Origin of the sequence: Metabacillus indicus (assembly GCF_046603695.1) — a bacterium.
GTDB lineage: Bacteria > Bacillota > Bacilli > Bacillales > Bacillaceae > Bacillus_P > Bacillus_P indicus.
The window spans coordinates 222,011-234,596 of sequence record NZ_CP176757.1 but is presented as its reverse complement, the minus strand read 5'-3'; the positions used below and the strand labels follow the sequence as shown (position 1 = coordinate 234,596).

The following is a 12,586-nucleotide window of genomic DNA, read 5'->3' as shown; positions in this document are numbered from 1 at the left end:
TGTTGCTGACTTAAAAATTTAAAACGTTTGGTACGCTTTTGGTTTTGTTTAGTTTTCAAAGATCATTTTTTAAAGATTGGAGCGGGTGATGGGAATCGAACCCACGACATTAGCTTGGAAGGCTAGAGTTTTACCATTAAACTACACCCGCATATAAAGTTATGAAAATTACCTGGTCGGGAAGACAGGATTCGAACCTGCGACCCCTTGGTCCCAAACCAAGTGCTCTACCAAGCTGAGCTACTTCCCGTAATATGGCGCGCCCGACAGGAGTCGAACCCATAACCTTTTGATCCGTAGTCAAACGCTCTATCCAATTGAGCTACGGGCGCACATGATAATTTGTGAAGCGACTTAAATATAATACCAAGATGTGATGTTTATGTCAACAACTTTTTTAAGTTTTTTTAAAGCTCTTTTGGTGCGGCCGAGAAGAGTCGAACTTCCACGGGGTTACCCCCACTAGGCCCTCAACCTAGCGCGTCTGCCATTCCGCCACGACCGCGAAAAGAATAATGTATGGTGCGGGTGAAGGGACTCGAACCCCCACGTCAAAGACACTAGATCCTAAGTCTAGCGCGTCTGCCAATTCCGCCACACCCGCATACATTAGATGGTGTGCCATGAAGGACTCGAACCTTCGACCCTCTGATTAAAAGTCAGATGCTCTACCGACTGAGCTAATGGCACAAATATATTCATTTTTCAAAATGAAAATGGCTGGGCTAGCTGGATTCGAACCAGCGCATGACGGAGTCAAAGTCCGTTGCCTTACCGCTTGGCTATAGCCCAATAAAAATGGCGGTCCCGACCGGGATCGAACCGGCGATCTCCTGCGTGACAGGCAGGCATGTTAACCGCTACACCACGGGACCAGATGGTGGAGGATGACGGGCTCGAACCGCCGACCCTCTGCTTGTAAGGCAGATGCTCTCCCAGCTGAGCTAATCCTCCGTATTCATTTGTGAAAATGATGACCCGTACGGGATTCGAACCCGTGTTACCGCCGTGAAAGGGCGGTGTCTTAACCGCTTGACCAACGGGCCAGAGACAATAAAAAATAATGGCGGAGAAGGAGGGATTTGAACCCTCGCGCCGCTTACGCGACCTACACCCTTAGCAGGGGCGCCTCTTCAGCCACTTGAGTACTTCCCCATATTATGGCTCCGCAGGTAGGACTCGAACCTACGACCGATCGGTTAACAGCCGATAGCTCTACCACTGAGCTACTGCGGAATAAGATATTGCTGACAGACTTTCTTAATTATATGAAGGTTTGGACAAACTGTCAAGCCTTCTTTTTAGTCTTGTTTTGCGTCTCTTACGACGGCTTTTATAATTTAACACAGCTCCACGCAGAGCGTCAACCCTTTTTATAAAATTCTATGAAACAAGTTTGATTTTCCCTCCGCATTTGCCGCACACGTATTTTGATGTATCCATCTTCCTGCGGCGATTGTAGATAAACCGGCACTCTGTACATTGATACTGAACGATTTTCCTTGTTCTTGCAGGAGGCTCGATCGGCGTGCAGAACCTTGGTGCACCTACTTGTGAAAGCAGCGCCCTGAATTCAGGATCACGGTGCTTATACCCTCTCCCTTCTATATGAAGGTGGTAATGGCACAGCTCATGCTTGATAATCCCGATCACTTCATCGAGTCCCTGAGAAAGATATTTTGGGTTCACTTCGATATTGTGGCTTTTTAGCAGATACCTTCCTCCCGTCGTCCGCAGCCTGCTGTTGAAAACCGCTTTATGTTTGAATGGTTTTCTGAAGTATTCTGCAGAAAGCGATTCTGTCAGTTCCTGAAGTTTGCGTTCATTCATTCCAAAGCACCCCGCATAGTTTGTTTCTCCGAACAGGACATCCCGAGCCCGCATAAAGTAAGTCATACACATACTCCATTATAAACAATAAGGAGGAACGAGCAATGCCATCATGGTTAAAAAACCAAATGCAGCGTGCGTTTTATGAAAAGGACCGTTATCAAATCAAAATGCTGAACCAGTGCTGGTATTTTTATAGAAAAAAACACTGCTCGTAAGCAGTGTTTTTCATCAGTTTCCAACCATCGTGAGTGCAACCCGGCCTTTTTGCCTGTCGACTGAGTCTACCCATACAGTTACAACATCTCCGACTGAGACAACATCAAGCGGATGCTTAACGTAAGAATTTTTCAGCTTGGAGATATGGACAAGCCCATCCTGTTTCACTCCTATATCAACGAACGCTCCGAAGTCTACTACGTTTCGGACCGTTCCCTGAAGCTCCATGCCTGTTTCAAGGTCTTCCAGTTTCAGAACGCCTTTTTTAAGCAGCGGTTTAGCCACTTCATCCCGCGGATCGCGCCCCGGGCGCACAAGAGAATCGCAAATATCTTTTAAGGTCAGTTCTCCCATGCCGATTTTCTCTGCAGCTTCCTTTAGGTTGAGACTGCTTATCCCTTCTCTAAGCTTGTCTGACCCAAGGTCTTTCAGGCTCAAGCCAAGCATACGGAGCAGCTCTTCTGTTTCTTTGTAGCTTTCAGGATGGATTCCGGTAGAATCAAGAGGATGTTTGCCCCCGGAAATTCTCAAGAACCCTATGCACTGCTCATATGTTTTAGCTCCAAGACGAGGGATCTTTTTCAATTGCTTCCGGTCATCAAACTTCCCGATTTCATCACGCTGTTTGACAATGTTCTGCGCCACGGACTTGCTTAGACCCGCCACGTACTGAAGCAAAGAAGATGAAGCTGTGTTCACGTTAACTCCAACTTGGTTTACCACGGTTTCAACAACAAATGTCAGAGATTCATTCAATTTTTTTTGTGCAACGTCATGCTGATACTGCCCGACTCCAACCGACTTAGGGTCGATTTTAACCAGTTCGGCGAGCGGATCCTGAAGCCTTCTCGCTATGGAGACGGCACTCCGTTCTTCAACCTGAAAGTCAGGAAACTCTTCCCGTGCCAGATCAGATGCAGAGTAAACACTTGCACCCGCTTCGTTTACAATAATGTACGAGAGGTCTGCCTTCAGTTCTTCAATCAAGTCTGCCACGAATTGTTCGGTTTCCCTTGATGCCGTTCCGTTTCCAATGGCAATTAATTCAACTTTAAATCGTTTGATGATATCCGAAAGCTTTTGTTTTGCTTCTCTTGATTTATTTACAGGCGGGTGGGGATAGATCACCCCGATTTCAAGGACCTTCCCTGTTTCATCTACTGCAGCAAGCTTGCAGCCTGTCCGGTAGGCAGGATCGACTCCAAGGACGATTCTCCCCTTAAGAGGCGGCTGAAGCAGAAGATTCCTCAAATTTTCAGAGAAAATATGGATGGCCCGGTCATCTGCCTTTTCAGACAGTTCTTTCCGGATCTCCCTCTCGATGGAAGGCTCAATCAATCTCTTATAAGCATCTTCTATCGCTTCTATATACGTATCTTTTACAGCTGTGCGCGGGTTTTTAAGTTCCCGTTTTTGAAGCTGCATCAGAATTTCTTCCGCCGGCGCTTCAACCGTTACTCTCAAAACCCCTTCCTTTTCCCCGCGGTTCAGAGCAAGAACACGGTGGGGCACAATTTTCAGGATAGGCTCCTCGTACGTGTAATACATTTCATACACGTTCTTTTCGTCTTTCTCTTCATCCTTGGCTGATGCCGCGATTTTTCCTTTTCTGAACGTAAGATCGCGGATCCACTGGCGATGGGACGGCTCGTCTGAAATCCATTCGGCAAGAATGTCTTTCGCTCCGTCAATGGCATCCTGGGCTGTCAGCACTTCTTTTTCTTCATTTATAAACGCGGCCGCTTTTTCTTCAAGCGTGCCATTCGAAGGCTGTTCTTTCATCCAGGCTGCAAGAGGTTCAAGACCTTTTTCCTTCGCGACTGTCGCCTTCGTTCTGCGTTTTTGTTTGTAAGGCCGGTAGAGATCCTCCACTTTCTGCAGTTTGAGGGCTTCACTAATTTCTTTTTTCAGTTCAGGAGTGAGTTTGCCCTGTTCCTCAATCAGGCGGATAACCTCTTCTTTTCTGGCCTCAAGATTTTGGATGTACTGCCATTTTTCTGAGATGTCGCGGATCTGCACTTCATCAAGGGCACCTGTCTGTTCTTTCCGGTACCTCGCTATGAAAGGAACGGTATTTCCGCCTTCGAGCAATTCAATCACGTTCTGTATTTGCTTATATGTAATAGACAGCTCTTTGCTGATTGTCTGCATGATGCGTTCTGTTTTGTCTGCCATTCTGTTGCCTCCCCTTACATCGACTTAGAAACAGTTTACCAAAAGCCGGGCTATTTCAAAAATGACGAATGGCTCTTTATAGGAAAAATCGTGTTCCTGATCCGTTTTCAATCACTTTTTCAGCCAAACAAAAAAGCCCGCCAGCTAAAACAGCTGACCGACTACGTAGGTTAAATCATCCTGACGCGATTTCGTGTAAGGCTCCAGATGATTTGAGATATCTTCAATTGTCTGATGGTCCTTCAAAAGAGATTTTACTGCCGGAATGTTGAGTCCGTCTGAATGCAAAATGAATTTTGCTCCTGGCTCATAAGAGTACGTATGAACGCTGAACTTCTGAGGCTTGCCTGACATATAGCCAAGAACAGGCAGAGGATAGATATACTTCCCTGAAGGAGAATAAAGGACGAACCGGATATTCCCTACCGAACTGAATGTGAACGTATTCTGTCCAAAGTACGCCTTGAAAATAGCGACGGTTGCTCCGCGCTTGTTTTTCAGCACCTCATTTGATTTGGCAATCAGCAGTTCAACATCCTCTGCATGATATTCCTCAATGACTTCCTTAATGGCAGATGAGGATTCATACGCACGCTCGCCGCTCCCGAGACCATCGGCGACGGCGCAAATGAAATATTCCTCAGTTGCTTTTATTAAAAAACTGTCCCCGCATAGAGTTTTCCCTTCCTTTTGAATCTGGTAGGCGTATGCGTAGACATGGCTGTTTTGTTCCGTTTGATACATTACTGCATCCCCAGTGACATATCAGCAGAAAGTGCTTCTTTGAGCTTTGTAATAGCTCTTCTCTGAAGCCTTGAGACGTGCATTTGAGAAATGCCGAGGATCTCTCCCGCTTCCTTCTGGCTTTTATTCAGAATATATGTGTGGTGGATAATCTCTTTTTCACGGTCAGACAAAACGTGGAGAACACTTTCAAGCATGAGCTTCTGGTTAACCTGCTCATATCCTTCTTCTTTTGAACCGACAATATCTAATATGGTCACTGTGCTGCCGTCGGAGTCCGCTTCGATGGAATGATCAACAGAAAGAGCCTGATAGCTTTTTCCCATCTCCATCGTTTCGAGCACTTCCTCCTCTGAAACCTCCAGATAATCAGCGATTTCATGGACCTGAGGTGAACGCTGAAGAGAATTCGTCAGTTCATCAACGGCCATCTTAATCTTCGGGCCAAGCTCTTTAATTCTTCGCGGAACATGGACGCTCCATGTTTTGTCGCGGAGAAATCTCTTTATTTCACCGATGATTGTCGGAATGGCAAAGGCTTCAAACGTTTTGCCGAATTCAGGATCATAGCGGCGGATGGCACCGAGCAGGCCGATCATGCCGACCTGTTTAAGGTCTTCATGAAAGCTTTTGCCTCTTGAATATTTCTTGGCGAGCGTTTCAACAAGTCCGCTGTAGTACTCAACTAGAAAAAGCTGGGCATCTTCATTTTGATTGTGCTGAAAATCAAAAATCAGTTCGTTTATTTCTTCTTTAGTTCGCTTCGTAGTTTTGGATGGTTGTGTCATGTTCTACTCGCTCCCCGTTTAAATACTTTGTCATGAAGACGGTAACGCCGGAATCGATTTGCACACGAACTTCATCCATGAGCGTTTCCATCAAGTAGAGCCCCAACCCTCCCTCAGGAAGCTGGTCTACAGGGTTTGCGGCAGAATATGGCCCCAGCTCATTTTTCTTTTGTTCAAAGTTAAAGCTCTGGCCGCTGTCTGAAACCATCACTTCAAGGCGGTCGTCATAAAGGCCAAACCCTAAGTTTACCTCTCCGCCTTCCGCGCTTTCGTACGCATGCTGCACGGCATTCGTGCATGCTTCGCTGACAGCTATTTTCAGATCTTCAATTTCATCATACGAATAGCCCATTCTGCTCGCTATCCCGGAAAGAGTCAAACGGACGATTCCCACATATTCCGGCTTTGCAGGAATCTTCACTTCGATGTAATCCACTAACTGTCTCATCGAACCCCACCTTCTGATTTAGAAGAAATGTCAATAATTTCACTCAGACCAGTGATATTAAAAAGTCTTTCAAGACGTGAAGATAAATTCACAAGCTTCATATCTCCGCCGTTTTTTCTGACAGCCTTCAGCAGGCCGACAAATGCACCGAGTCCGGTACTGTCCATGTAGGAAACATCCTTCAGGCTGACCGTCATCGATTTCCCTTCTTCAGCAAGCGGCATAAGCTGCTCTCTCAGTTTAGGTGCAGTATAGGCATCAATTTCTCCAGCCAGATCTATTTGAACAAGTTCATCTGTTTGATTTGCATTTATTGAAAGGTTCATGTGTAGTCCCCCTAATATTATTCCTTTTGTCCTAATGAGTTATTTACCCTTTGTAAAAAAGGATTAAACCTCACGCTTTAAAATGAGGAGAGTAAAATCATCGTGCAGCTCAAAATCCTGCATCTGAAGAAAATCTCTGTAGATATGATCCACAATCTCCTGAGCCTTTAAATGACTGTATTTTTTTATAAGATCTGTAATAAAGCAGCGTTCTACAAATTCATCCCCTGATTTTGATTCAGTCACTCCGTCGGAAAGAAGCACAACCATGTCGCCCTTTTCGATCACTTTCCTGTACTCCTTATATTTAACGGATGAATCAATTCCAAGGACAAGCCCTTTAGTCTGCATGTCTGAAAAAGAATCTTCTGATGCACTGTAGTAAAATCCAGGCTCATGACCTGCAGAACCGTAGACAAATTCGTTCGTTTTTGTATCAAACATTCCGTAAAACATCGTGATGAACATGCTTGGGTCCACGTTATGCTCGACAACCCTGTTTAAATTTTCAAGCACCCGGCTTGGGGATTTCCGCGATTCAGGCAGACTGTCCATCGCATATTTGATCATCGACATGCAAAGCGCAGCCGGAATTCCTTTGCCAATAACATCTGCTATTGCGATGCTGACCGTTTCCTCGTCATAGACAAAGTGATAGTAATCTCCGTTCATATGCTTTGCCGGAACGCTTATTGCGCCTATATCAAGACCTGGAACACTCGGCACAGATGTTTCAAGAAGCATCTGCTGCACGTTTACAGCGACCTGAATTTCTGACTTGATCTCCTGCTGCTTGTCCCTGAGGCTTTGATGCTCCTGATAGGCAAGACCGTATCCCATCATGACCTCAAGCAGAAAATCAAGCGAGTTCAGCACCTCCTGGTCAACATCAGGAAAAAGATCCTGAAGAACCTTCCGGTGAAGACTGATAATCTCCTCAGGGGGGATTTGCTCAGCAATTGCTTTCCTGCTGAACTTCTGTCCCTGATACAAAGCCGTTTCAGTCAGTTCATTCAGGTAATGGCTGAGCAGTTCCTGATATTTTGACTCAATGACATCCTTAAAATCCATGCAGCTTCCTCCTAGCGAAGCCATTTAACAGCTTGGATATCCGTTCCCTCTCCTAAGACGGTATCGATACTAAACTCATCCATCAGGCGTTTAACTCCAGGCAAACCGGCTCCAAGTCCTCCGGAAGTTGAAAAGCCGTCTTCCATTACTTTTCGCACATCCGGTATACCAGGCCCGTTATCAATGGCTATTATTTTCAATCCTTTTTTGCTGAATTCGGAAATTTGCTCAATGCAAATCTGGCCTTGTCCAGCATACAAATATATATTACGCGCAAGTTCGGAGATAGCTGTCGTAATCCTCGCTTGGTCGACCGTACCAAACCCGAGCTCTTTAGCAACATTGCGGCCAAGCTGGCGGGCAGCCACAATGTCCCACTCCGTAATGATTTTTACACAGGATTGGTTATCCATGCTTATTCCCCCAGCTCCTGTTGTAGAGTTTCAAGCCCTTTTTCAAGATCCAGCGCGGTCTGTACATCTGCCAGATGGATTCCAAGTTCGATAAGTGTTATGGCAACAGCAGGCTGTATGCCTGTTAAAACCACCTTTGCTCCCATAAGCTTCGACATGCCGATCACATCACCAAGCACCTTGGCGATGAACGAATCGATGACATCAACAGAAGTCAGGTCTATAACAACGCCGCTTGCTCCTGTTTCATGAATCTTGTGAAGCAGATCTTCCTGAAACTGCAGGGCAGTCTGATCATCAAGCTCCCACTGAATGGATACAAGCAGGCAATTATGAAGCTTTAGTATAGGTATTCGTGGAGTTCTCATTCCGGATCCCCCATTTCAACAATTTGTTTTTTGGTCATTTCAAGAGCGGCTTCCATTCCCTTTTGAAGGCTGTTTTTAGTAATGACCTGGCTTAGATCGATGCCAAGGTTTACGATCGTCTGGGCAATCTCCGGTCTTAGGCCGACAAGAAGGCATTTAGCCCCTACCAGACGCACAGCTTCAGAAGCCTGGATGATGTGATGCGCCACCATTGTGTCGACCACCGGCACACCGGTAATGTCGATCAGCACAACCTGGGCGCGGTGCTTAACAACGCCTGTGAGCAGGTTTTCCATAATCTGTTTTGCACGTTCTGTATCAATTGTACCAACAAGCGGCATAATTGTAATGTTTTCAAAGACAGGAATCAGCGGAGCGGACAGTTCCTGCAGCGCAATCTTCTGCAAGGATACCGTTCTTTCCCATGAAGCGGCATATTGATGAATCAGTTCATTGTTAATTGGGGACAGCAGTCTGTCAAACTCCCATACAACCTGCATTTTTTGCTCTTCAGACAAGTCCTCTGTCAGTCTCGTGAAAATAATTAGAGACAGCTGTTTCAAGCCTTCTGAAATAAACTTCAGGCTCCAGCCGAGCTGAACTGCTTTATGGGCAAAATCAGACACTCTCTCTGAAAAATCGGTTCCCGGACTGTGCATATGGCTGATTAAAATCTGAAGGTATTCATTGCACGCATTATCATAAGCCTGGTCTGACAGAAGACTGGAGTACTTTTGATCTCCAAGCTCTTTCAGACGGTCTTTCCATTCTTTTAGAATCTCATTCTGATGAGCCATTACATATTCAAATAATTGATTGGACTTTTCTGTCATGTGTCCGTGATCCCCCTCTTAGTAAATGGGCAAAAAAGGTAACAAGTATTCCACCTTACATTATACCGATTTATGTCAATAAAATAAAAAAAAGTTGCTTTCTGGCAGCAACTTCCTTAAAAAGAACCTTTTTATTCGTTAAAAATCAATGAGTCCCAAGCTTATTTGCAAAGCTTCGTCCACTTTATCCATCATTTCATCATCTAAGTGTGTAATCTTATCAGTCAATCTCTGTTTATCAATTGTTCGGATCTGTTCCAGCAGGATAACAGAGTCACGTTCAAATCCATATCGCTTTGAATCAATTTCCACATGGGTTGGAAGCTTCGCTTTCTGAATTTGAGCAGTGATGGCTGCTATGATGACCGTAGGACTGAACCTGTTTCCGATATCATTCTGAATGATCAGTACCGGACGGACCCCGCCTTGCTCAGAGCCGACAACAGGTGATAAATCAGCAAAATAAACGTCGCCGCGTTTGACAATCAAAGGATTAACCCCCGCTTACTAAGCGTTCAACGGTGTGGTCAGCCTCTGATTCAGCCTGAAATGCTTCGGAAGCAATGTTTAAGTTAATCTTGGCCATTTCCATGTAACCGCGTCTCATAGACTCGCGAATCTGACGCTTTTTGCGTTCGCGGATATACATTTTCGTTGCTTGATAAATTAACTCGCTCCGATTCCCATTTTCCTGTTTCACAAGACCGTCTAACTCCGAGACCAATGCTTGCGGCAGTCGAATTAAGATTTCTGTTGTTGCGCTGGATTCAGACACAAACATACACCTCCACCAAACTTACACACCTATTATTCCATTCCACATACAATAATAACACTATCAATGCAAGAAGCAAAGTTATTTTCTAATAATTCGGTCCTGCTGACTTTTTAGGACAGGCTCTTTTATTCAATGAGACCCCTTTTAAAAATCGTCTTACCCTTTTTTTCTTCCGTCCAATAGAGTGTTTCTCATTTCAATTATACTCTTATTTCTCAAAAACATACGGGGAACGCGAGAAGTTATTGTACAAGTGACTTCATAGTTGATGGTTCCGAGTTTTTCCGCCACTTCATCCACCGGAATCATCTCATGTTTCTGACTGCCGATAAGCGTAATTTTCGTTCCGATTTCTTTTTCCGAAGGCAGCTTGATCATGCATTGATCCATGCAGATCCTTCCAACAATTGGCACTCTTTCTCCGTCCACAAGCACGTCCGAATCCCTCAGACGGCGCACCCAGCCATCTGCATATCCGATGGGAATCGTGCCGATCCATTCATCTTCCTCTGCCGTGTAGGTAGCTCCGTAGCTGATTTTGTCGCCTTTATTTATCTTTTTTACATGAACTAGCTTTGAATGAAGAGAAAACGCTTCTTTTAGCTTGAATGGAAGCAGCGGTTTCATTTCACTTGAAGGGCTTAGACCGTACATCGAGATCCCAAGTCTGACTGCATGGACAAGCTTATCCGGAAATCTCAGGCCCGTTGCGCTGTTGCCGCAGTGAATCATCACTTCCCCATAGGATGCAGCTGCTTTTGCCAATGTTTCAAAAGCCTTGTATTGTTCATCAAAATAGGCCGTATCAAGTTCATCCGCTGTAGCGAAATGCGTAAAAACACCTTCTATGTTCAAGCACTGTTTTCCTTCTGAAAAAGAAAAAACCTTGTGAAGTTCCTCTTCTGTCCGGATCCCAAGGCGTCCCATGCCGGTATCGAGCTTTAAATGAACGGCTAATGTCCCGGTATGAACATTGCGGCCTGCTTCCTCCAGCCACTCGAAAGATGGTGCCGTCAGGATGATGTTCATGTCGGCTGCAAGCTGCACATCTGTTGGCCGGGATGCCCCCATCACAAGTATTTCCGTTTGGAATCCGGCATTGCGAAGGGCAATTGCTTCATCCAGAAATGCTACCGCAAGCATGTCCGCTCCTGCTTCAAGCGCCGCTTTTGCCACTTCTGCATCACCGTGGCCGTATGCATTCGCTTTCACAACAGCAATCAGCTTCCTGCCCTCTCCGATATGTGCTTTCATGTTGCGAACATTGCTCATGACGGCATCCAGATCAATCTCCGCCCAAGTATCTCTGTAAAAAGCCATTTCCATGTCTACACTTCCTCGTGGTAGTCTTTATCTATTGCTGATTATGAGAGGTTTTATGGCTCGTTGTCAAATCAAAAAGGGATTTGTTTTGGCCATAAAAAAATCGGATGGCTCATGCGCCATCCGATTTTTTACTTGATTGCCTGCCCCTGAACGGATTGTGCGACCCGGATCATTTCTTCCTGAGAGAGATCCTTTGAAGCAATCATGTATTCTACTCCGTCGTACGACCAAGTCAGCGACTGTTCTGTGAGCGCTCCAACCGCAACTCCAAGGTCCACCGGCTCGCCGTTTACGGAGGAAGAAGTAGCGACAGTTGCCGCAACGGCTTTTTCCTGGATAAACGTATACGATTTTTCTCCGTCATACGTTTGTACGACCCGCTTGCCGTTTTCTGTTGTCATTTCTTTTTCCTCGGTAAGCTTCACGCCTTCAATTTCCTCAAGCGGATATTTCACCGAGAATGGTTTAGAGTCAACAGCTGCAGACGTTTCAACATCCACACTCGCAAATGACATATTCTTCTCCATGTCGAATGAATTTTTATCGAACTTCGCACCGAAGTCAAAATCCGTGAATTCTACGACAACCAGAGGGTTTCTGTCTGTATCCATCACTTTTACAACAGACGGCTTCAGGTCCTTTTTGTTAAAAGTTATTTCCTGGAGCGGAAGCATCTGGCTGTTCTGGTAATTGGTTTTCGTTTCAAACACATACTCATTTTTCGTTGATTTGAAGATTGAATCTGCATCACTCTTAATGTCTTTTACAAGCGATTCAAACAAGTATGCCTGACTGCTGTTCTGCGGCCACTCGCTTTGGAAGCGGAAGCTTTTCTTCAGAGCCGGCGTTAACACAAATACGCCTTCATTGTTTCTTAAAATCATCTGGCTCTGGTCTTTCTCTGCGTTTTTCAGATTCACTCTGTAGAAGGACGGCTGTTTATGCCAGATTTCCACCTCGTAGATCTGAGGCTCGCTTCCTGTCTGCAGGGTCATCTGCGCCTTTGCTTTATACCCCGACAGCTCTTCTACCTTTTTGTCCAGATTCTCCACAACATCCGTTTTGGATTTCTCGCCGCACGCTGCAAGCATCAGGACGGCAATGATCCCCACCACCAGCAATAAAAAGTGCTTTTTCACCTATTCAGCCCCTTTGTCTCATATGACGTAAAAAGGAAGAAACGCTCCTTGAAAGCACCGTGCTCCGGCACGGGTCGATCAAACGACTTGTCTCTCCTACCGCTGTACAAATATATGAGGGTCAGGGC

General features: G+C 45.4%; 15 protein-coding genes and 12 tRNA genes. 1 reads left to right on the top strand and 26 read right to left on the bottom strand.

Annotated features, from left to right (window positions below):
• Positions 1 to 77: 77 nt before the first annotated feature.
• The 13 genes from ACK1LH_RS01400 to ACK1LH_RS01340 form a co-directional block, all read right to left on the bottom strand.
• Positions 78 to 151: transfer RNA gene (locus tag ACK1LH_RS01400), tRNA-Gly, on the bottom strand.
• 22 nt (positions 152 to 173) lie between these two features.
• Positions 174 to 250 (bottom strand) — tRNA-Pro (locus ACK1LH_RS01395).
• Positions 251 to 255: 5 nt separating this feature from the next.
• A tRNA-Arg gene (locus tag ACK1LH_RS01390) sits at positions 256 to 332 on the bottom strand.
• A gap of 87 nt (positions 333 to 419) precedes the next feature.
• Positions 420 to 505: transfer RNA gene (locus ACK1LH_RS01385), tRNA-Leu, on the bottom strand.
• A 15-nt stretch (positions 506 to 520) separates the two neighbouring features.
• A tRNA-Leu gene (locus tag ACK1LH_RS01380) sits at positions 521 to 604 on the bottom strand.
• Positions 605 to 614: 10 nt separating this feature from the next.
• Positions 615 to 690, bottom strand: a tRNA-Lys gene (locus tag ACK1LH_RS01375).
• A 27-nt stretch (positions 691 to 717) separates the two neighbouring features.
• A tRNA-Gln gene (locus ACK1LH_RS01370) sits at positions 718 to 792 on the bottom strand.
• A gap of 7 nt (positions 793 to 799) precedes the next feature.
• Positions 800 to 875: transfer RNA gene (locus ACK1LH_RS01365), tRNA-Asp, on the bottom strand.
• 3 nt (positions 876 to 878) lie between these two features.
• Positions 879 to 954, bottom strand: a tRNA-Val gene (locus tag ACK1LH_RS01360).
• A gap of 20 nt (positions 955 to 974) precedes the next feature.
• A tRNA-Glu gene (locus ACK1LH_RS01355) sits at positions 975 to 1,046 on the bottom strand.
• Positions 1,047 to 1,064: 18 nt separating this feature from the next.
• Positions 1,065 to 1,155 (bottom strand) — tRNA-Ser (locus ACK1LH_RS01350).
• Between the two features lie 6 nt (positions 1,156 to 1,161).
• Positions 1,162 to 1,236, bottom strand: a tRNA-Asn gene (locus ACK1LH_RS01345).
• Between the two features lie 147 nt (positions 1,237 to 1,383).
• Entirely contained in the window at positions 1,384 to 1,830 is a 447-nt protein-coding gene (locus ACK1LH_RS01340) for a SprT family protein (RefSeq protein WP_029566342.1), read from the bottom strand.
• Positions 1,831 to 1,934: 104 nt separating this feature from the next.
• On the opposite strand from ACK1LH_RS01340, the gene cmpA reads away from it, so the two are divergent.
• On the top strand, positions 1,935 to 2,048 hold the full coding sequence (gene cmpA, locus ACK1LH_RS01335; protein ID WP_087946367.1) for a cortex morphogenetic protein CmpA: 114 nt from the start codon (positions 1,935 to 1,937) through the stop codon (positions 2,046 to 2,048).
• A gap of 13 nt (positions 2,049 to 2,061) precedes the next feature.
• On the opposite strand, the gene ACK1LH_RS01330 is transcribed toward cmpA, so the two are convergent.
• The 13 genes from ACK1LH_RS01330 to ACK1LH_RS01270 all read right to left on the bottom strand — a co-directional run bounded on the left by ACK1LH_RS01330 (position 2,062) and on the right by ACK1LH_RS01270 (position 12,458).
• On the bottom strand, positions 2,062 to 4,224 hold the full coding sequence (locus tag ACK1LH_RS01330) for a Tex family protein (RefSeq protein ID WP_029566341.1): 2,163 nt from the start codon (positions 4,222 to 4,224) through the stop codon (positions 2,062 to 2,064).
• Between the two features lie 144 nt (positions 4,225 to 4,368).
• The gene (locus ACK1LH_RS01325; RefSeq protein ID WP_029566340.1) at positions 4,369 to 4,968 is read right to left on the bottom strand and encodes a PP2C family serine/threonine-protein phosphatase; all 600 of its coding nucleotides are present in this window, start codon (positions 4,966 to 4,968) and stop codon (positions 4,369 to 4,371) included.
• Complete coding sequence (sigB, locus tag ACK1LH_RS01320; RefSeq protein WP_029286362.1) at positions 4,968 to 5,756, bottom strand: RNA polymerase sigma factor SigB; 789 nt, start codon at positions 5,754 to 5,756, stop codon at positions 4,968 to 4,970. The genes ACK1LH_RS01325 and sigB overlap by 1 nt, the downstream gene beginning before the upstream one ends.
• Positions 5,722 to 6,204 carry an anti-sigma B factor RsbW gene (gene rsbW, locus ACK1LH_RS01315; protein ID WP_029286364.1) on the bottom strand — a complete coding sequence of 161 codons (483 nt, stop codon included), beginning with the start codon at positions 6,202 to 6,204 and terminating at the stop codon, positions 5,722 to 5,724. Before rsbW ends, sigB begins: the two co-directional genes overlap by 35 nt.
• Entirely contained in the window at positions 6,201 to 6,530 is a 330-nt protein-coding gene (locus tag ACK1LH_RS01310) for an anti-sigma factor antagonist (protein ID WP_029286366.1), read from the bottom strand. Before ACK1LH_RS01310 ends, rsbW begins: the two co-directional genes overlap by 4 nt.
• Before the next feature lie 63 nt (positions 6,531 to 6,593).
• Positions 6,594 to 7,601 (bottom strand): PP2C family protein-serine/threonine phosphatase, encoded by a 1,008-nt coding sequence (locus ACK1LH_RS01305; RefSeq protein ID WP_203289363.1) that lies wholly within the window; start codon positions 7,599 to 7,601, stop codon positions 6,594 to 6,596.
• Positions 7,602 to 7,612: 11 nt separating this feature from the next.
• On the bottom strand, positions 7,613 to 8,014 hold the full coding sequence (locus tag ACK1LH_RS01300) for an anti-sigma regulatory factor (protein ID WP_029286370.1): 402 nt from the start codon (positions 8,012 to 8,014) through the stop codon (positions 7,613 to 7,615).
• 2 nt (positions 8,015 to 8,016) lie between these two features.
• On the bottom strand, positions 8,017 to 8,382 hold the full coding sequence (locus ACK1LH_RS01295; RefSeq protein WP_029286372.1) for an STAS domain-containing protein: 366 nt from the start codon (positions 8,380 to 8,382) through the stop codon (positions 8,017 to 8,019).
• Complete coding sequence (locus tag ACK1LH_RS01290) at positions 8,379 to 9,215, bottom strand: STAS domain-containing protein (protein WP_029286374.1); 837 nt, start codon at positions 9,213 to 9,215, stop codon at positions 8,379 to 8,381. Before ACK1LH_RS01290 ends, ACK1LH_RS01295 begins: the two co-directional genes overlap by 4 nt.
• A 138-nt stretch (positions 9,216 to 9,353) precedes the next feature.
• On the bottom strand, positions 9,354 to 9,704 hold the full coding sequence (gene ndoA / locus ACK1LH_RS01285) for a type II toxin-antitoxin system endoribonuclease NdoA (RefSeq protein WP_029286376.1): 351 nt from the start codon (positions 9,702 to 9,704) through the stop codon (positions 9,354 to 9,356).
• A gap of 4 nt (positions 9,705 to 9,708) precedes the next feature.
• On the bottom strand, positions 9,709 to 9,990 hold the full coding sequence (locus ACK1LH_RS01280) for a CopG family ribbon-helix-helix protein (protein WP_029286378.1): 282 nt from the start codon (positions 9,988 to 9,990) through the stop codon (positions 9,709 to 9,711).
• 159 nt (positions 9,991 to 10,149) lie between these two features.
• Positions 10,150 to 11,319 (bottom strand): alanine racemase, encoded by a 1,170-nt coding sequence (alr, locus tag ACK1LH_RS01275; protein ID WP_203289362.1) that lies wholly within the window; start codon positions 11,317 to 11,319, stop codon positions 10,150 to 10,152.
• Positions 11,320 to 11,447: 128 nt separating this feature from the next.
• Positions 11,448 to 12,458, bottom strand: a complete 1,011-nt coding sequence (locus tag ACK1LH_RS01270; RefSeq protein WP_203289361.1) for a LolA family protein — start codon at positions 12,456 to 12,458, stop codon at positions 11,448 to 11,450.
• Positions 12,459 to 12,586: the final 128 nt, after the last annotated feature.